General features: G+C 72.2%; 14 protein-coding genes. 7 read left to right on the forward strand and 7 right to left on the reverse strand.

The features are described 5' to 3' along the window. Positions 1–232 precede the first annotated feature (232 nt). Positions 233–835 carry a hypothetical protein gene (locus HHX33_RS24655; RefSeq protein WP_182876682.1) on the forward strand — a complete coding sequence of 201 codons (603 nt, stop codon included), beginning with the start codon at positions 233–235 and terminating at the stop codon, positions 833–835. 178 nt (positions 836–1,013) lie between these two features. Continuing rightward, a complete protein-coding gene (locus tag HHX33_RS24660) occupies positions 1,014–2,102 on the forward strand; it encodes a virginiamycin B lyase (protein WP_220502155.1) in 1,089 nt (362 codons plus the stop codon). A 67-nt stretch (positions 2,103–2,169) separates the two neighbouring features. On the opposite strand, the gene HHX33_RS24665 is transcribed toward HHX33_RS24660, so the two are convergent. The 4 genes from HHX33_RS24665 to HHX33_RS24680 form a co-directional block, all read right to left on the reverse strand. After that, a complete protein-coding gene (locus HHX33_RS24665; protein WP_117408983.1) occupies positions 2,170–3,477 on the reverse strand; it encodes a homoserine dehydrogenase in 1,308 nt (435 codons plus the stop codon). A 42-nt stretch (positions 3,478–3,519) separates the two neighbouring features. Beyond that, entirely contained in the window at positions 3,520–4,926 is a 1,407-nt protein-coding gene (gene lysA / locus HHX33_RS24670) for a diaminopimelate decarboxylase (protein ID WP_182876683.1), read from the reverse strand. A gap of 126 nt (positions 4,927–5,052) precedes the next feature. Further along, positions 5,053–5,751: a DALR anticodon-binding domain-containing protein gene (locus HHX33_RS24675; protein WP_182876684.1), complete on the reverse strand. Its 699-nt coding sequence runs from the start codon at positions 5,749–5,751 to the stop codon at positions 5,053–5,055. 97 nt (positions 5,752–5,848) lie between these two features. Then, positions 5,849–7,876, reverse strand: coding sequence for a glycosyltransferase family A protein (locus HHX33_RS24680; protein ID WP_182876685.1), 2,028 nt, complete (start codon positions 7,874–7,876; stop codon positions 5,849–5,851). Positions 7,877–8,195: 319 nt separating this feature from the next. Between HHX33_RS24680 and HHX33_RS24685 the strand changes: the two genes are divergently transcribed. The 3 genes from HHX33_RS24685 (at position 8,196) to treS (ending at position 13,239) form a co-directional block, all read left to right on the forward strand. Next, complete coding sequence (locus HHX33_RS24685; RefSeq protein WP_182876686.1) at positions 8,196–9,458, forward strand: ATP-binding protein; 1,263 nt, start codon at positions 8,196–8,198, stop codon at positions 9,456–9,458. Positions 9,459–9,561: 103 nt separating this feature from the next. Further along, on the forward strand, positions 9,562–11,262 hold the full coding sequence (locus HHX33_RS24690) for an asparagine synthetase B family protein (RefSeq protein ID WP_182876687.1): 1,701 nt from the start codon (positions 9,562–9,564) through the stop codon (positions 11,260–11,262). A gap of 234 nt (positions 11,263–11,496) precedes the next feature. After that, a complete protein-coding gene (gene treS / locus HHX33_RS24695) occupies positions 11,497–13,239 on the forward strand; it encodes a maltose alpha-D-glucosyltransferase (protein ID WP_117408989.1) in 1,743 nt (580 codons plus the stop codon). 9 nt (positions 13,240–13,248) lie between these two features. Here treS and HHX33_RS24700 read toward each other — a convergent pair whose 3' ends face one another. The 3 genes from HHX33_RS24700 to HHX33_RS24710 form a co-directional block, all read right to left on the reverse strand. Next, positions 13,249–15,516: an FtsX-like permease family protein gene (locus HHX33_RS24700; RefSeq protein WP_310741513.1), complete on the reverse strand. Its 2,268-nt coding sequence runs from the start codon at positions 15,514–15,516 to the stop codon at positions 13,249–13,251. A gap of 52 nt (positions 15,517–15,568) precedes the next feature. Further along, a complete protein-coding gene (locus HHX33_RS24705; RefSeq protein WP_117410234.1) occupies positions 15,569–16,315 on the reverse strand; it encodes an ABC transporter ATP-binding protein in 747 nt (248 codons plus the stop codon). Positions 16,316–16,399: 84 nt separating this feature from the next. After that, complete coding sequence (locus HHX33_RS24710; RefSeq protein WP_138462220.1) at positions 16,400–16,915, reverse strand: PadR family transcriptional regulator; 516 nt, start codon at positions 16,913–16,915, stop codon at positions 16,400–16,402. Positions 16,916–17,047: 132 nt separating this feature from the next. On the opposite strand from HHX33_RS24710, the gene HHX33_RS24715 reads away from it, so the two are divergent. Both HHX33_RS24715 and HHX33_RS24720 read left to right on the forward strand, forming a co-directional pair. Further along, complete coding sequence (locus tag HHX33_RS24715; RefSeq protein WP_182876688.1) at positions 17,048–18,310, forward strand: ABC transporter substrate-binding protein; 1,263 nt, start codon at positions 17,048–17,050, stop codon at positions 18,308–18,310. A 2-nt stretch (positions 18,311–18,312) separates the two neighbouring features. Next, positions 18,313–19,653 (forward strand): ABC transporter substrate-binding protein, encoded by a 1,341-nt coding sequence (locus HHX33_RS24720; RefSeq protein WP_182876689.1) that lies wholly within the window; start codon positions 18,313–18,315, stop codon positions 19,651–19,653. Positions 19,654–19,672 lie beyond the last annotated feature (19 nt).

Below are 19,672 nucleotides of genomic sequence, written 5' to 3' on the forward strand. Positions count from 1 at the left end.
ATAGTGGCCGGTCGGCGGCTCGCGGCCGGATCACGCCCAGCGGTGTCTGGAAAGCCTTTGTGATCAAATGACGAGCGGCGGGAACGCCTGGCCAGATGTCCGCGGTCACGCGGCGTCACGGCGTGGCGACGGCCGCGTGCCGCGCCGATGACCTAGCCTGCCGTGGATCGTTCACGGCGAAGATCGGCCGCACGGAGGCGACTCATGCGGCAGGGGCGGCGAGGAAGGCCATATGCGCAAGGTCCGTGCGGATGCCCTGGTCGTCGCGGCGCTGGCCGCGACGACCGCACTGCCGATCGCGCCGCCGATCGCGCCGTTCACCTCTCCACTCGCGCTGGCCGCCGGGCCGGGCACCCGACAGGCGGAACGAGACGGCGTGGGCGGAGCCGAGCTGGTCGCCGTGCGGGCCGACCCCCTGACGATCACCGTGCCGGGCTCGGCCAGTCTCGGCAGCGGAACCCGGGGCGGCACGATCAGCGCCTCCATGGGCACGGTGACCGTGACCGACCAGCGCAACGGCATTCCTCCCTGGACGGCGACCGTGTCCGCGACGAACTTCACCACCGGCAGCGGCACTCCCGCGCAGACCATCACGACCGCGAACGTCGCCTACTGGTCCGGGCCGGTCACCGCGTCGTCGGGCGCCGGAACGCGCTTCCCCGGACAGGCCACCGCCGCCGACCGGGTGCCCCTCACCTCACCGGTCGTCGCCTTCAGCGGACGCAAACAGGTGCCGCCGATGTCGACGAGCTGGCAGCCCACTCTGGTCATCACCATCCCGTCCGGCGCCGCCACCGGCGTCTACACCGGGACCATCACCCATTCGGTGGCCTGACCACCCCGATCCGTCCAGGAGTTGGGTCTCCCGTGACCCGCCACGGACGCGGCGGAGCGGCCTCCGGCGAGGCGGCTCGGACATAGTGAGGCCTCGCCCCCGGCCCCTCATGTCTCCGCTCAGCCGAAGGGATGCCATGCCCCGCTTCTCACGACACCTCCGCCGTCCACTCGCGGCGATGGCGCTGGCTCTGGTGACGGCCGCGCCGTTGTGCAGTGGCCCGCCCGCCACCGCCGACACTCCGGGCCAGCGTCCCAAGCCGCTGCCCCCGTGGGTGCTGATCTGCAAGAAACTGAAGCGGATGCCGGAGCACCGGCACATGCGGTGTCCCGTCCAGCGGCCGCGCCCGCCCGTCCGGCCGTTCCGGTCCGGCGACGTCACGAGGGTTCCGACCGTGACCGAGTTGAACATCCCGACCGGCACCTCGGGCCCTGTCGGCATCACCTCGGGTCCGGACGACGCGCTGTGGTTCGCCGAGAACTACGCCGGCCAGATCGGCCGCGTCACCACGGACGGCGACTTCACCGAATACGCCGTGCCGACCGACGACGCCGAGCCCGCCCACATCGCCACCGGCTCGGACGGCGCCCTGTGGTTCACCGAGTCGGCCGCCGACAAGATCGGCCGCATCACCACCTCCGGAGTCGTCACGGAGTACGCGCTGCCCAACACGGGGTCCTTCCCCTGGGGCATCACCGCCGGCCCCGACGGCGCCCTGTGGTTCGTCGAGATGACCGGCAACAAGATCGGCCGGATCACCACATCGGGGACCATCACCGAGTACGCCCTGCCGACGAGCGGCGCCTTCCCGGTGCGGATCACCACGGGGCCCGACGGCGCCCTGTGGTTCACCGAGTCGTTCACCGGGAAGATCGGTCAGATCACCACGTCGGGGACCATCACGGAGTACGCCGTCCCCTCCTCGGGGGCGACGCCCATCGGGATCGTCACCGGGCCCGACGACAACCTGTGGTACACCGACGCCAACGGGAAGGTCGGCACCGTCACCACCGGTGGCGACTTCACCGAGTACCCGCTGGACGACCCCAACGCCTTCCCGTGGGGCATCACCAGCGGATCCGACGGCAGGCTGTGGGTGGCCGAACAACTCGGCAACGCGGCCGCCAGCGTCACCACCTCGGGGGTCGTCATCGAGTACAACATGCCGACCGTCCTCGCCGGGCCGTTCGACATCACGAGCGGACCGGACGGCAACGTCTGGCTCACCGAGGACTACGTCGACCAGATCGCCAAGGTGACCCTCTGACCGGCCGACCCGGTCCCCGACGGGCCGCCGCCGGGAGCGGCGGCGGCCTCCGCGGTCTCACGACCGCTCAGGGAGCCTCGTCGCCCTCCACGCGCATCACGCTGGCGACCGCCCGGACGGTGTTCAGTTCGCGCAGATCCTCGATCGTGCCGGACAGGGCCGCGTCGCTGGCCCGGTGCGTGACCAGCACGAGCCTGGCGTCGTCGCCCCGCCCCTCCTGCCGCACCGTCTGGATCGACACGTCGCGCCGGGCGAAGATGTCGGCCACCCGGGCGAGCACGCCGGGCTTGTCCGCCACGTCCAGCGACACGTGGTAGCGGGTGACGCTGTCGCCCATCGGGTGGACCTTGAGGTCGGCGTACGTCGACTCCTCGGGGCCGCGGGTGCCGGCGAGGCGGTTGCGGGCCACCGCGACGATGTCGCCCAGCACGGCGCTGGCGGTCGGCGCGCCGCCCGCGCCCGCGCCGTAGAACATCAGCCGCCCGGCCGACTCGGCCTCCACGAAGACGGCGTTGTACGCCTCCCGGACCCCGGCCAGGGGGTGGGACCGCGGGATCATGGCGGGGTGCACGCGGACGCCGGCCGACCGGCCGTCGTCGGAGCGGGCGCAGATGGCCAGCAGCTTGATGACGTACCCCATGCCCTTGGCGGAGGCGACGTCGGCCGCGGTGATGTCCGTGATGCCCTCACGGTAGACGTCGGCCGCCGTCACCCGGCTGTGGAAGGCGATGCCCGCGAGGATCGCGGCCTTGGCCGCGGCGTCGAAGCCCTCGACGTCCGCCGTCGGGTCCGCCTCGGCGTACCCCAGCGCCTGGGCCTCCTCCAGGGCGTCGGTGAACGAGGCGCCGGTGGAGTCCATCTTGTCGAGGATGTAGTTGGTCGTGCCGTTGACGATGCCCAGCACCCGGCGCACCCGGTCACCGGCCATCGACTCGCGCAGCGGCCGCAGCAGCGGGATGGCCCCGGCCACGCTCGCCTCGAAGTACAGGTCGGCGCCGTTCTCCCGGGCGGCCCGGTGGATCGTCGCGCCGTCCTCGGCCAGCAGCGCCTTGTTGGCGCTGACCACCGACTTGCCCCGCGCCATGGCGGCGAGGATCAGCGAGCGGGCGGGCTCGATGCCGCCGATCACCTCGACCACGATGTCGACGTCGTCACGGGTGACGAGGGCCTCGGCGTCGGTCGTGAGCAGCGCGGGGTCGACGTCGGCGTCCCGCTTGCGCCCCAGCCTGCGCACGGCGACGCCGGCCAGCCTCAGCGGCGCTCCTACGCGGGCGGCGAGGTCGTCGGCCTGCTCGCCGAGCAGGCGCACGACCTGCGACCCGACGACGCCGCAGCCCAGCAGCGCGACCCCGAGCGCCGGTTTGGCGTTACTCACGACCCCTCCTCGCTCCGCCGCCGGACCGCCGGCGGCGGCTGGTCACAGCTGCCCCCTGAGCAGGTCGTCCTCGGTCTCCCGGCGGATGATCACGCGCGCCTGGCCGTTGGACACCGCGACGACGGCGGGCTTGGGCAGATAGTTGTAGTTGCTGGCCAGGGACCGGCAGTAGGCGCCGGTGCCTGCGACGGCGATCAGGTCGCCGGGGGCCAGGTCGCCCGGCAGGTGCAGGTCGCGCACGACCATGTCGCCGCTCTCGCAGTGCTTGCCGACCAGGCGCGACAGCATCGGCGCCGCCTGGCTCTCGCGGGAGGCGAGCACCGCCGTGTACTCCGCGCCGTACAACGCGGTGCGGACGTTGTCGCTCATGCCGCCGTCGACGCTCACGTAGGTGCGCAGGCCCTCCACGTTCTTGACGGTACCGGCCTCGTACAGGGTCACGCCGGAAAGGCCCGCGATCGAACGGCCCGGCTCGACCGTGAGGCGCGGCACCGGGAGCCCGGCCGCCTCGCAGACCTTGGTGACGATCTCCCGCAGGCCGTCCGCGATGACCTTGACGTCCAGGGACTCGTCGCCCGTCACGTACGGGATGCCGTATCCGCCGCCGAGGTCCAGCTCGGGGAGCACGACGCCGTGCTCCTCCTTGATGTCGACCAGCAGGGTGGCGAGACGGCGGGCGGCGACCTCGAAGCCGCCGACGTCGGTGATCTGCGAGCCGATGTGCGAGTGCAGGCCGACCAGTTCGAGCTGCGGCAGCGCGAGGATGCGGCGCACCGCCTCCGCGGCGGCGCCGCCGCTGAGCGACAGGCCGAACTTCTGGTCGTCGTGGGCGGTCGCGATGAACTCGTGGGTGTGCGCCTCGACGCCGACGGTCACCCGGATCATGACCTTGGGCCGTACGCCGTGCTTCTCGGCGAGGAAGCCGAGGCGGGCGATCTCCTCGTACGAGTCGACCACGATGTGGCCGACGCCGGTCTGGACGGCCCGCTCCAGCTCCGCGAGCGACTTGTTGTTGCCGTGCAGGGTGATCCGCTCGGGCGGGAAGCCCACGCTGAGCGCGACGGCGAGCTCGCCCGCGCTGCACACGTCGAGGCCGAGCCCCTCCTGGTCGATCCAGCGGGCGACCTCCCGGCACAGGAACGCCTTGGCCGCGTAGTGGACCTCTCCGTCGTGGAAGGCCGATCGGTACTCGCGGCAGCGGGAGCGGAAGTCCTCCTCGTCGACGACGTACAGCGGTGTGCCGAACTCCTTCGCCAGGTCGCGTACGTCGATGCCGCCGATGGTGACGACTCCGCCGGTGCGGCCCGACGTTCGCGGCCAGATGGCCGGTTCGAGCGCGTTGAGGTCGGCGGGCGTGTGCGGCGGACGCTCCTCGGGCGGTCCGGCGGTCACGGCGACGATCGTGGAGGCGGCGTGCAGGTCGCCGGCTGGGTGGGCGAATCGACTCACCCGCACGAGGCTAGCCGACCCGGCGATTCTCCCGCGCCCGCTGCTCACCCTGCGAGACAACGTGTGGAAGATATTCTGCGACACAGGTCATCAGACGTACTGTTTCCGGCCCTCTTACGGTTATGTTCAGATTTTGCGGGGCGGGGTGAGGCCGAGTTCCCGCAGGCCCGTGGCGAGCACCGCGCGCACCGCGTCCCCCATCCGCACCCGCGCGGCGTGGACGTCCGACGGCTCCTCGTCGCCCCGGGGGATCGGCGAGGCGTGCTCGAAGGCGTCGTGGTAGGCCGCGGCCAGCCGTTCGAGATACGCCGGCCAGCCCGGATCACGGCTCTCCCGCCTGCTCGGCAGCTCCGCCAGGACCCGCAGCACCGCCCGGTCGTACGGGCCGTTCAGCCGTCCGGGCCGCACGCCGGCCCCGGTCGCGACGCCGAGATCGCGTGCCCAGCGCCGTACGGCCTCCGCCCGCGCGTACGCGTATCTGACGGCGAAGCCGGGGTTGTCCCACGTGCGGGGGAAGTCCGGCCACGGCCCCGCGCCGTCCGCCGGGCAGGACGGGGCCGTCTCCACGGGTTCGGCGGACGGGACGTCGTCGAGGACGTCTTCCGGTCCGGTGACGGCGATGACGAGGAAGCCGTTCGGCCGGACGTCCACCCGCCCGACCCCCGGGACGGCCCGGAGCCGTCCGGCCAGCCGCTCCGCCGTCTCCTTCGCGGGCGCACCGCTCCCCCGCAGCGCCGCCGCCGAGGCGAACGTCGCCTCCCGCTCCCACGACCCCTGGGGCACGGGCGGCGAGCCGAGGACGGCGGCCAGCGCCCCGATGATCATTCGCCGGCCTCCACGGGTGGCGTCCGGCGCCCGTGGTCTCGTTCGGCATGGCCGGCGGTGGTCATCGCCGCCAGCCTAAGGCCGGAGCCGGGGGCGGTCAGAGCAGGAGAGCGAGGGGCTCGGCCGGGACGTACCCCTCCAGGCGCGCCGAGGAGAGCAGCGCGCCCTCCGCCGAGTCGCGGACGCAGACGTAGGAGTAGCGGTCGGCCGAGTAGACCCGCACCCCGTCCGTACGGCACTGCCGCATCAGGACCTCGCCCCACTCCTCCGAGACGTCGGCGAGGCCGAGGTCGGTGAGGGTCTGGCGGCGGGCCAGGACGGTGCCCCCGGCGACCTCCGGCAGGAACCGGTGCTCGGCCCCCGGCTGACGGAGCAGCGTCGCCCCGGTTCCGGGCAGGTGCGCGTAGAAGGACGCCTTTCCCAGCACCTCGGCGTCGGTGGAGGCGAAGTGCCGGACGAGGTCGGCCAGGTAGTGTTCGCCGTACAGGTCCCTGGGGTCGAGCACCGCCACGTGGTCGCCGTCGGCCAGCCGGACGGCGCGGTCGAGGGCGGCGCCCCGGGTGATCGGCTCCTCGGTGACGCGGACCACGACGTCGAGGCCGGGGCACGCCTGGCGGACGGTCTTGTCCACCAGCCCGGCGTCCAGGCCCTCCGCGACGATCACGAGCTGGCCGGGCCGGTCGATCTGGCGGGACACCTGGGCGAGCAGGTGGTCGAGCTCGGCCTGACCGGCGACCGCGGCGACCGCCGTGATCACGCCGCTGCCCCGCACGCTGGGCACGCCCAGCGTGTCGAGGATCGGGTCGAGCAGCGGCGTCACGCCGGCGCCGGCCCGCCAGGCGAGATGGGCCTCCCTGGCCAGCCGTTCGGCGTCCGCCATGAACATCTCGGCCGCCGCGACGATCTCCTCGCCCTTGGCCCCGGCCCGCACCTGGAGCACCGGGGTGCCGCAGGCCGTGACCTCTCCTATCGTCCTCGGCTCGGCGTCGGCGCCCGCGATCACTAGGGCCGGCTGCCGGTAGGCCGTCAGCACGTCGTCGTACGCCGTGTCGTCGTCGCCCTGACCGGCCAGCGGCCTCCAGGCGGCCGATCCGTCGCCGGGAGGGGTGACGGTGCCGAGGGTGACGATCTCCCCCGTACGGCCGCCCTCCGCCGGGATGGGGTTGTGCACCCGGGGCTGGATCGCGTGCGGGAGCACGCCGATCCGGTCGTGCCGCAGCGCCGAGCGCCACTCGCGGGCCCGGGCCTCGGTGGTGGTCAGCACCCACTCGAAGTGCTCGGCCGCCGGGACCCCCCGCGACACCGCGCCTCCGGAGTGCCAGAAGACCGTCTTGATCCCGCGCTTGCGGCAGGCCGCCACCAGGTCACGCAGCGCCCGCGTCTCCCCGGCCAGCGCCTCCAGCCAGCGTCCGCCGTTCCCCTGGCGCGGGCCGGGCCGTACGGACTCGACGAACAGCACGTGCGGCCGCTGCTGGTCGAGCATGGCCTCCCAGTTGTCCGGGCCGAAGTTGGTCACCAGCCGCCACTCGTACCGCAGCAGCGCCTCGGTCTGCCGGTCGACGATCGCGGCGACCGTCATGTACGGCCGCGCCGTCGGGCCCTTGGGCACGACGAAGTGCTCGGCGAGCGGCGCGGAGACCTGCGGGGGCTTCGGCTGGGGCGCGGCCGGAATGGCCTTCGCCTCGTCGACGACGGGGATCTCCGGCTTGAAGTCCGAGCGCCTGGGCGCCGGGCGCTTCCTGGCCGGCGCCTTCAGTGTCTTGGCCACCGAACCGGGGTTCTTGCTGTGGATCGCGTCGCCGAGCTTGCTCCACCGGCTGTCCTGGAGCGAGGCGAGCTTCCAGTTCGCCACCTCGGTCTGGTAGCGCTGCTCGGCGAGTTGCTTGGCGAGCTGCCTGTTCTGCCGCTCCGCCGTCTTGAGCCGCGCCTCGGCCTCGCGCGTCTTCGTCACGGCCTCGGCCTCCGCGCGCGCCACCTCCTCCAGCCGCCGCTGGTAGTCGGCGATCAGCCGGGTGAGCTCCGCCGCTCCCGCCGCCCGCTCCACCGCCTCCGCCAGCGCCCGCCGCAGCGCCTCCGGGTCGCTCCGCTCAGGCTGTCCGGCTGCCGATTCGCTCAGCTCGCTCATAAGGGGTGACTCCGCGGTAGGCCATCAGGACGCAAGTCACAATATTCGCAGAACCCCCTGATCATTCTCAGCCGGAGCCGACGCCTCGTCCGTCCGCGAATCACCTTGACCGGCGACCGGACGACCACGCACCCCGCGACCACTCCGCCCACGGAACCCGCGACCAACACATCCGCGATCACGCGGCCAACTTTTCACGCGACTCCCGACCAGCGGTTCACGTACCGAGCGACCAGATGACCACGCCATCTGCGACCGAACTTTCATCGATCATGCGACCAACGTTTCACCTGATGCCCTCACGTGCCATCCTGAGCTGGTGAGAAGCACCTCGCAGACCCCTCTCGGCCGCGTCGTTCCCCGGCATGCGGAAAAGCCCGCCGCGGACGCACTGAGCGACACGCGTGTCGTGCTGGTCAACGGCGCCCGCCAGAGCGGCAAGAGCACGCTCGTACGCCTCCTGGCGAAGGGGAGGACCGCGGAATGGCGCAACCTGGACACCCTTGTCGCACGACAGGCGGCGCAGGAGGACCCAGCGGGTTTCGTGGCGTTTCCCGACCTTATGGTGATCGACGAGATCCAGCGGGTGCCCGAGCTGTTGCTGGCCATCAAGGAGCAGGTGGACAGCGATCCCCGGCCAGGACGCTTCCTGCTCACCGGAAGCGCCCGCGTGCTGGGGTTGCGGGCCCTTCCCGACACGATGCCGGGGCGCATGGAGACCATCGAGCTGTGGCCCTTCTCGCAAGGCGAGATCGACGGCGCTCCGGACGGGTTCGTGGACGTCGTCTTCGCCGAAGGCGAGAACCTGCGTCACACGTCCACGCTGTCACGCGCCGATTACGCGGAACGGGTCGTGCGGGGTGGCTTCCCCGAGGCGGTGGCACGTGAGAATGCGCGCAGGCGCGAGCGCTTCTTCGACTCGTACGTCTCGGACCTCATCGCCCGAGACGTCAGTCAGTTGTCGGAGATCGAGCGGACGGCCGAGATGCGCGCCCTGGTGCGGTCGGTGGCCGCCCGGTCGGGACAGTTGCTCGTCGGCAGCTCTCTCGGTGGGGCCGTGGGGCTGTCCACCGCGACCGTGAACCGCTACCTCGGCCTGCTCGAAGAAGTGTTCCTGATCAAGCGCGTCCCCGCCTGGTCACGCAATCTGAGCAACCGAGCGGTCGGCACCCCCAAGGTGGCCTTCGTCGACTCCGGCGTGGCCGCGAACCTGCTGGGCGCCGACGCCAGAAGCCTGGTACGACCCGACGGCCAGTTCGGGCCGCTGCTGGAGGGTTTCGTCCTCATGGAGCTCGCCCGCCAGCTCACCTGGTCGGACGAGCGGGTGGAGCTCTTCCACTACCGGACCAAGGACAAGGTCGAGGTCGACGCGGTGCTGGAGAACCGGCAGGGCCGCGTCGTCGGCGTCGAGGTCAAGGCGTCCTCGACCGTACGCGCCGACGACTTCCGTGGCCTGCGGCACCTCGCCGACCGCCTGGGCGACGACTTCGTGGCCGGCGTCGTCCTCTACACCGGCACGCAGACCCTCCCCTTCGGCCCGCGCATGCGCGCGGTGCCGGTCAGCGCCCTCTGGCAGGTCTGACGGCCGGTTCGAGCCCAGGACCGGCTGAGCCCCGCCACCGAAGGCGGTGCCCCGGGGCTCGGGAGGTCCGTAGACTCGGCTGCGGTTCAAGGGAGGGCAAACCGTGCGCAAGGGTGAGTGGCCGCGATTCCAGGCCAGGCCGTACGTCTGCGGGGCCGTCGGCCCCTACGAGCAGGCCAGGCTCGACCTGCTGGCGCGCTCGGGGCCCGCCGTCCAGGCCGCGCACACCGCACCGGAGGCCGCGCTGCTCGCCTCCGCCCCCCTGGCGCCGTACGCGTCGGGTCCCGAGGCGACGGCGTACGCCTGGGAGGGCCGGCGGCCGGAGGCCGCGCCGGGCGCGAACGGATGGCTGCGGGTCGCGGAGACGTACGAGACCCCGGGGCTGGTGGACGGTCCGGAGACGGTGGTCCTGCACACCGGCGGGCTGGGCCTGATCGACGTCTACTACCTCGCCGACGGGGACGCGGTCTACTTCTCCTCGCTCATCGAGCCGCTCCTCGCGCTGGCCCGGCGGCCGTACGAGGTGAACTGGGACGCGTGGGCGGCGATCCTGCGGCTGACCTACCCGCTGCTGGAGGACACGCCGTACCGCCAGATCCGGCGCCTGCCGGGCGCGACCGCGCTGACCTGGTCGCGGCGGGAGCGCACGCTCCGCGTCGACCGGCGCGCGCCGCGCTGGGTGCGGGAGGAGCCGGTCGACCGCGGCGTGACGGCCGGCGACCTGGTCACGTTGCTGCACGACGCGCTCGCGCCGTACGAGCGGGTGCTGGTGCCGGTGAGCGGCGGGTACGACTCGCGGCTGCTGGCCAGCGTCGCGATGGCGCGGAAGATGGACGTCGAGTCGTGGACCACCAGCCCCGACGACGGCCTGGACCACGACATCGACTTCGCCCGCTACATCACGCGTGAGCTCGGCATCCCCCACCGGATCGTCCCGCAGCACCCGGAGAGGTACCCCGACGAGGCGCTGTGGGCGGCCCGCCGCCTGGAGTACCTCACCAGCCACCACGCCTGGTACTCCCCCTTCGCCAGGGAGGTGCACGCGGCGGGCCGGGCGCTGGTGGACGGCCTCGCGGGCGGCCCGCTGATGAAGAACTTCCTGATCACGGCGGACGCCGTCGGCGCGGGGACGGGCGCGTCCCGCCGCGCGGCGCTGCTGAAGGCGCTGGCGACCGGCGACGCCCACATCCCCGTGCTGGGCGAGCAGGCCGCCGCGTGGATGGACGACCGGGTGGGCGCGGCCTTCACGCGGGCGACCTCGATGCTGCACGGCCACCGGGCCGAGCTGCCGCTGAGCGTGCTCCACACCCGGACCGTGCGGGGCATCGCCCGCTCCCCGGTCAACCTCGTCGGCCCCGAGGCCACCCCGGTCTTCCCGTTCCTGCACCCGGAGTTCTTCGACGCGGCGCTGTCGGTGCCGGTCGCGGCGAAGGAGGGCGGGAAGTTCTACCGGGAGGTCCTGCGGGCCGCCAACCCCCGGGTGGCCGCGCTGCCGTCCACGAACACACCGCTGCTGCCCAACCGCCGGGTGCCGCTGCGCTCGAACGGCCCGGCCGCCCGCGAGTGGAACCACAGAATGCTGGTCAAAGCCACGGAAATCCCGGGCCTGATGTCGCCCCAGATGCTGGAGGCGGTCGCCGCCGGACCGGACGCGCTGACCGCCTTCGGCTCGTGGAACTCGCGGTTCTGGCTGCGGGCGCTGGTGGCGTTCGGGGCGTGGCTCACCGACTACGAAGACCTGCTCGGCGACCTCACCCCGCCCTGGAGTCTCCGCCCCGCGGCCGCCGTACCCACCCCGTCGTAGAAGCTCACCCCTATAGGGGTTACGGCCCCGCACAGTTCGGATACGCGGGTTGTGATCGCCGTACGTGATCACCTGTAAGCAGGTAAAAACCGCATGTTAGGGGGGTGTCAGGCTTTCCAGTCAGGCCTATACCGATGGTACTTTTGGCCAAATAGAGCCAAACAACACGGCGTGAGCTTCAAAGCTCGGGTGTGACCTGACCACGCGCCCCTTCTTTCCTCAAGCGAGAACCGAATGAACGCTGCTGCGCCCTGCCCTGACCCGGTTCCCGGGTCGTCCGGCGATCTCCCGGAGATCACCGACTTCGCCTCGCAGGACCCCCGCTGGTACAAGCGCGCGGTCTTCTACGAGGTGCTCGTACGCGGCTTCAAGGACTCCAACGGCGACGGCACCGGCGACCTGCGCGGGCTGACCGAGAAGCTCGACTACCTCTCCTGGCTGGGCGTCGACTGCCTCTGGCTGCTGCCGCTCTACCAGTCCCCGCTCAGGGACGGCGGATACGACATCGCCGACTACCTCAAGATCCTTCCGGAGTTCGGCGACCTCGGCGACTTCGTGAAGCTGATCGAGGCGGCCCACGAGCGGGGCCTGCGGGTCATCACCGACCTCGTCATGAACCACACCAGCGACCAGCACCCGTGGTTCCAGGCGTCCCGTACCGATCCCGACGGCCCGTACGGCGACTTCTACGTGTGGTCGGACGACCCCACGAAGTACTCCGGCGTCCCCATCGTCTTCGTGGGCACCGAGGAGTCGAACTGGACGTACGACCCCGTGCGCAAGCAGTACTACTGGCACCGGTTCTTCCACCACCAGCCTGACCTGAACTACGACAACCCGGACGTCCAGGCGGCGATGATGGAGGTCATCCGCTTCTGGCTCGACCTCGGCGTCGACGGGTTCCGGCTGGACGCGGTGCCGTACCTGTTCGAGCGCGAGGGCACCTCCTGCGCCGGGCTGCCCGAGACGCACGCCTACCTCAGGAGCATCCGCGCCGAGGTGGACCGGATCTACCCCGACCGGGTGCTGCTGGCCGAGGCCAACGGCTGGCCGGAGGACGTGGTCGAGTACTTCGGCGACCCCACCCGGGGCGGCGACGAGTGCCACATGGCCTTCCACTTCCCGCTGATGCCGCGGATCTTCATGGCCGTGCGCCGGCAGAGCCGCGAGCCGATCTCCGAGATCATGTCGCGGACCCCCAAGCTGCCGGAGAGCGCCCAGTGGGGCATCTTCCTCCGCAACCACGACGAGCTGACGCTCGAGACCGTGACGGAGGAGGAGCGCGACTACATGCACGCCGAGTACGCCAAGGACCCGCGCATGCGCGCGTACCTGGGCATCCGGCGGCGCCTGGCCCCCCTGCTGGACAACGACAGGGACCAGATCGAGCTGTTCACCGCGCTGCTGCTCAGCATGCCGGGCTCGCCGGTCATGTACTACGGCGATGAGATCGGCATGGGCGACAACATCTGGCTGGAGGACCGCGACGCGGTCCGCACGCCGATGCAGTGGACCCCCGACCGCAACGCCGGGTTCTCCGAGGCCGACCCCGGACGGCTGTACCTGCCCGTGGTCATGGACCCGGTGTACGGCTACCAGGCGGTCAACGTGGAGGCCCAGATCAAGAGCGAGTCGTCGCTCCTCCACTTCACCCGGCGGATGCTGCAGATCCGGCGCGAGCACCCGATCTTCGGCACCGGCGCCTACACCGAGCTGTGGTCGCCGAACCCGAGCGTGCTCGCCTTCCTGCGGGAGGAGGGCGACGACGTGGTCCTGTGCGTCAACAACCTGTCGCGCTTCGCCCAGCCGGTCGAGCTCGACATGCGGCGCTTCGCGGGCGTCACCCCGGTCGAGTGCCGCGGCGGGGTCGCCTTCCCCACGATCGGCGACCTGCCCTACCTGCTCACGCTGCCGGGGTACGGCTTCTACTGGCTGTCGCTGCGCCGGGCCCCGGGCGACCACGCCCCGGACGCCTGAGCCGTACGCTCAGCGGGCGGTGACGGGCACCTGGGCCCGCGCCGCCCGGCGGGCGGGGATCAGCGCCACCAGCGACGCGGCGCCGATCGCGATCAGGAGGGCGGCGGCGAGCATCCCGGGCGTCGGCGCGCGGCCGATGCCCGCCCCGACGCCGCTGCCCCGGCCCTCCAGGTCGATCAGCGCCCGCGACCAGAACGCCCCCGCCGCGGCCCCGGCCACGACCCCCACCGCCGCCGGCAGACCGGCGGCGGTGACCAGGGTGGCCGTGACCTGGCGGGGGGTGAGGCCCATGGCCTTGAGCACCGCCAGGTCGAGAAGGTGGTCGCGCAGGCCGAGGGCGCTGGCCGTGAGCAGGTTGGCCAGCCCGATCAGGGCCAGCACGACGACCAGCGCGACGATGATCACCCGGACGACCGCCAGCCGCTCGGCCGGGTTCACCGCCCGGGAGACCTCCAGCCCCTGCTCCTGCAGGCGTGCGCGCACCTGCGCCGCGTCGGCGCCCGGCCGCAGCACCAGGGCGTAGAACCCGGGCGGCAGCGCGTCCTTCGCCGCCAGGCTGTCCAGCCCGAACGACAGCACCTCGCCGTCCTGCTCGGGCTCGATCACCCGGCCCACGATCCGCACGATCAGCGGCGTGCCGCCGATCGTCATCCGGACCCGGTCGCCGACCCGCACGCCGAGCAGGTCGAGCAGTCCCTGCCCGGCCACCGCCTCGCCCCGGTCGGCGAACATGCGGCCCTCCACGACCGGGAAGGGGTACGGGTCGGAGGAGAGGCCGAGGGCCCGGGTCCGCACGGTCCTCGTCTGCCAGGGCACGAGCGCGTCGAGTTCGGCCCCCGGATACGCCGCGACCACGTCCGGGTCGGCCATCACCCGCTGCCGGGCCTCCTCCGCGGTCATGTCGCCCGGCCGGATGCTCAGCGCCGCGGCCTGTCCCACCCTCTCCGGGTGGCGGCCGAAGTCGTCCAGCGTCGCCCAGCAGCCGAGCCCGATGGTGATCAGCATCATCGGCAGGGCCACCCCGCAGGCCGTGAGCGCGGCGGGCGTCCTGCGGGTGAAGGCGTCCCTGGCTCCGAGGACGAGCGCGGGCGGCAGCCGTACGAGCAAGGCGACCCTGGCCAGCCGGGACAGGCGCCCACGCGGCGGCGCGGCGGGGGCGGCCGGGAGCGGCGGGACGCGCCCGCCGCGCCAGGCCGGGACCAGGACCGCCACCAGCACCGCCAGCGCCGTCCCCGCGACGATCGCCGCGAGGGGCCCGGCCGACAGCGGCACCGCGACCGTCTCCCCCATCGCGTACGCCGTGACCAGCCGGGCGGCGAGCACGCCGAGGGCGATGCCGAGCAGCCCCAGGGTGCCGTGCTCGGCGAGGAGCATCCGGACGACCTGGCCCCGGGTGAACCCGAGCGACTTGAGCGTGGCGATGTCGCGTAACTGGGTCAGCACCCGGCCGCCCGCCGCGTTGGCGAGCGCGAGCGCGGCGGCGACGAGGCCGGCGACGCCGAACAGCGCGAGCAGCAGGCCGAGCAGCCGGTCGTCCAGCTCCATGGAGGCGCGCACCTCGCGCCAGGTCGTCACCCGCTGCACCTGGTTGCGCAGTGTGAAGACGGCACGCTGGACGACGAGGTCGGTGTCGGCGGGATCGGCCAGCCGCAGCCCGGTCACGGCCTCCGTACGGCCGGGCGCGGGCTCCACGACGTCGAGGGTCTGGCCGAGCGTCCAGGCCAGGCCGGGGGTCCACTCGGGGTAGAAGCCCTGGTCGCCGCTCTCGGCCAGCCCGGCGACGGTCAGCCGGTGGGTCGCGCCGTTCAGGCCGGTGACGGTGAACGGGCTGCCGGGCCGCAGGCCGAGGGCGCGGGCGAACGACCGCTCGACGACCACCCCGTCCGGGCTGCGCGCGTCGAGCCAGCGGCCCTCGCGCGGCAGCGGGCGCGCCACGGAGGTGAAGGCGGCCGGCGTCTCCCGCAGGGTGATCGGCACCCGCCGCCCGGCGGTGGCGAGCGTGGCGGGCGCGCTGCGGTACGGCCCGGCCACGTCGGTCACGCCGGGCAGGCCGCGCAGGGCGGACACGTCGGGGACGTCCTTGCTGTGGATCCAGATGTGCGCGCCGTGGCCGCGCTCGAACAGGCCCCGCCAGGGGTTGGTGCCGCCCTCCAGCAGCGTGGCCGCGACGATCAGGGCGGTGACGATGCCCGCGACCGCGAGCACCGTGAGCGCCGCCTGGCCCCGGCGGGCCCGCAGGTCCGCGCGGATCCAGCGCAGCTCCGCGCTCCTCGGCACGGTCAGGTCACCCCTTCGCGGTCGTCTCGTGGCTGCCCGGAGCGCATCCGGTTCAGCTCCGGAGTTCGACGACGTCCCCGGCCCCGCCGGGCGGCCGCCGGCGCACGCGGGGGATGGCGCCGTCGTCGACGATCTGGCCGTCGAGCAGGCTGACGACGCGGTCGGCCATGCTCGCGACGCGCGCGTCATGGGTGACCAGCACGATCGTCTGCCCCTGGCGGTGCACGCGCCCGAGCAGGCGCAGCACGTCGCGGGTGTTGCGGCTGTCGAGGTTGCCGGTGGGCTCGTCCGCGAGCAGCAGCCGGGGCTGGTTGGCGAGCGCGCGGGCCAGCGCCACCCGCTGCTGCTCGCCCCCGCTGAGCTGCGCGGGCGCGGCGTCCGCCCGGTCGGCCAGGCCCAGCTCGCCGAGGAGGTACTCGCGCCGCTCGCGGGCGTGCCGGGGCGAGGCGCCGCCGAGCAGCGCGGGAAGCTCGACGTTGTCGGCCACGGTCATGTTGCCGACGAGGTTGAAGAACTGGAAGACGAACCCGATCTGCTCCCGGCGCAGCACCGCCCAGCCGCTCTCCGACAGCGTGTCCGCCCGCCTGCCGTCCAGCCAGATCTCGCCGCTGGTCCGAGTGTCCAGGCCGCCGATCATGTGGATCAGGGTGGACTTGCCCGATCCGGACGGCCCGGTGACCGCGACGAACTCCCCCGCCTCCACCGTCAGGTCGACCCCGCGTACGGCCGGCACGGGCAGCCCGCCGGTCTGGTAAATCTTGACCAGGTTGACCACCCGGACGACGGGTGTGTCCGACATACCGCCCACCCTAACCGCGTCGCGCCGCCGCCTCGCCCGCGTCGCGCCGCACCGGATCGTGACTGGGCGCGCCCGGCCGCGGGATCACTGCAGCTCCTCCTGACAGCGCTCCAGCCAGTCGAGGTCGGCCTGCAGGTGGAGCATCGCGCCCTCGATGAGCAGGAGGGCCGCGCGGTTGGCCGGATCGGTCCGCTCGGCCAGCTCGGCCAGCTCGCCCAGGTCCCTCATGAGCGAAAGGTAGTGCCGGCGCTGCCGGTTCACCAGGGCCATGCGGTCGGCCAGGCCCGTCAGCGGGGCGAGCACGAGCTTCATGAAGAACTCGTCGCGGACCCGGGGGCCCTCGGTGGGCTCGTCCACCCAGGTCTCCAGCGCCTCCCGCCCGGCCGCGGTGATGTAGTAGACCTTCTTGTTCGGCCGGTTGGCCTGCTCCACGTCGACCGCGCGGACGTACCCGTCCTTCTCCAGCCGGCCCAGCGTCACGTAGATCTGGCCGATGTTGGGCGAGGGATAGGCGATGCCGAAAATCGTCTCAAGTGCCTGTTTGAGCTCGTACCCATGGGCAGGTTCCTTCGCCAGGAGCGCCAGCAGCGCCTGCCGCACGCGCCCACCCCCAGACCGTCAGCAGTTACCGGAGCGTTACCCGCCCATCCGTTGACGGTCACATTATCGCTATGCATAACATGCATGCACCTACCTAACACGTATGTAACCGTTTTTTCACGCGGAGGCCATATGGTTCGCCGAGCCGTCGCCGTCCTGGCCGCCTTCCTGGTGGCCGGATGCGCGGGGCTCACGGACACCGGAGCCGGCCCCACGACCGGCACCGGGGGCACCGGGCCGATCACGCTCGCGATCGGCCGCGACACCACCGCCTACCTCCGCCCGCTGCTGGACCGGTGGAACCAGGGCCACCCGGACGAGCGGGTCACGCTGCTCGAACTGCCCGAGGCGTCCGACGAGCAGCGCGCCCAGATGGTGGCGAACCTGCAGGCCCGCAACGACGTGTACGACGTGCTCGCGCTCGACGTGATGTGGACGGCCGAGTTCGCCGACGCCGGGTGGATCGTGCCACTCGACCGCAGCCTGTTCCCCCTCGACAAACTGCTCGGAGGGGTCGCGGACACCGCGATTTACCGCGACCGGCTGTGGGCGGCGCCGTACACGAGCAACGCCGGGTTGCTCTACTACCGGTCCGACATCCTGAAGAAGGAGCACCTCAAGCCGCCCAGGACCTGGGCGGAGCTGCGCGACCAGGCCAGGCGCCTGGGCGCGAAGTATCACATCGGGGGGTACGCCGGGCAGTTCCTGCCGTACGAGGGGCTGACCGTCAACTTCGCCGAGGCCGTCCAGTCGGCGGGCGGGTCCATCCTCAGCCCGGACGCCCGCACGGTCACGATGGACCTCGGCAGCGCGCGGGCCGCGCTCGGCTTCCTGGTCGGCGGCGTCAAGGAGGGGTGGATCCCCCGCGAGGCGCTGACGTACAAGGAGGAGGAGTCGCGGCTCGCCTTCCAGGAGGGGCGGCTGCTGTTCGCCCGCAACTGGCCCCACGCGTACGGACCGGCCACCCACTCCCCGCTCGCCGGGAAGTTCGCGGTCACCCGCCTGCCCGGCCTGAACGGGCCCGGGTCCAGCTCGCTCGGCGGCTACAACCTCGCCGTCAGCGCGTTCTCCAAGCGGCAGAAGTCGGCCCTCGACTTCATCCGCTACTTCACCGGCCGGGACAACGAACGGCTCGTCCTCACCGAGGGGTCGTTCCCCCCGGTCTGGGCGGACCTGTACGACGACCCGGAGCTCATCAGGCGGTTCCCCTACCTGCCCGTGCTCAAGGAGGCCATCCTCTCGGCGCGGCCCAGGCCGGTGACCGCCGGCTACAACCAGGTCAGCCTGGTCATCTCCAGCGCCGTGTCCGGCGCGCTCGCACTCGCCAAACCCGTAGACGAGACCGTCGCCGACCTGAAACAGGGGCTCGGCGAGGTCATCCAGCCCGGAGGATAGATATGCGGAAACTTCCCCCCATCATGGTCGCGTGCCTCGCTCTCGCCGCCGCCGCGGCGTGCGGCAGCGACTCCGGCGGCGACACCGGCTCCGGCAGCGCGCCGGCGGCCTCGGGCGCCCCCTCGGCCGCCGGAGGCGACAAGCCCCTGGCGGGAGAGAAGATCGAGATCGCCGCGAAGTGGACCGGCGACGAGCAGGCCAACTTCGAGAAGGTGCTGAAGGCGTTCGAGGAGAAGACCGGCGCCACCGTCACCTACGCCTCCACCGGCGAGGACACCGGCGCCTACCTCGGCCCCCGCATCGAGGGCGGCAACCCTCCGGACGTCGCGATCCTGCCCCAGCCGGGCCTGGTGCAGCAGTACGCCGACGAGAACGCGCTGAAGCCGCTGAGCCCCGAGGTGCAGGCGCAGATCGACCAGAACTACACGCCGTACTGGAAGGATCTCGGCTCGGCCAAGGGGCAGGTCTACGGCGTGCTCGTCAAGGCGGCGCACAAGTCGCTCATCTGGTACCGCCAGGGCGCCTTCGACGACGCCGGGGCGCAGCCCGCGTCCACCTGGGACGACCTCATCAAGAACGCGCAGACGCTGAGCGACTCGGGCGTCGCGCCGTTCGCCCTGTGCGCGGCCTCCGGCTGGACGCTCACCGACCTGTTCGAGAACGTCTACCTCTCCTCCGCCGGCCCGGAGAACTACGACAAGCTGGCCAAGCACGAGATCCCGTGGACCGACCCCTCGGTCAAGACGGCCCTGGAGAAGATGGCGCAGATCTTCGGCAAGAAGGAGTTCATGCTCGGCGGCTCGTCCGGCGCGCTGCAGACCGACTTCCCGACCTGCGTCACCCAGGTGTACGGCCAGAAGAAGGCCGCGATGGTCATCGAGGCCGACTTCGTCGCCGCCTCCGTCGGGCAGTCGGGCGCGAAGGTCGGCGAGGACGCCAAGATCATGCCGTTCCCCAAGGCGGGCGACACCGCACCCGTCGTCCTCGGCGGCGACGTCGGTGTGGCGATGAAGGACACCAAGGGCGCGATGGCGCTGCTCGAGTTCCTGGCCAGCAAGGAGGGCGGCGAGGTCTGGGCGAAGCAGCCCGGCTACCTCTCCCCCAACCGCAACGTCTCCCCCGACAACTACCCCGACGACCTCACCAAGCAGCTCGCCCAGACGATCATCTCGGCCGGTGAGTCGGTGCGGTACGACATGTCCGACCTCGCCCCCAGCGCCTTCGGCGGCACCGACGGCAAGGGCGAGTGGAAGGACCTGCAGGACTTCCTCCGCAACCCCTCCGACGTGAAGGGCGCGCAGGAGAAGCTCGAGGCCGACGCCGCCAAGGCCTTCAAGAAGTAGAGGGGGGACGGCCGTGACC

Source organism: Microbispora sp. H10670 (assembly GCF_014161385.1).
In the GTDB taxonomy this organism is placed as follows: domain Bacteria; phylum Actinomycetota; class Actinomycetes; order Streptosporangiales; family Streptosporangiaceae; genus Microbispora; species Microbispora triticiradicis.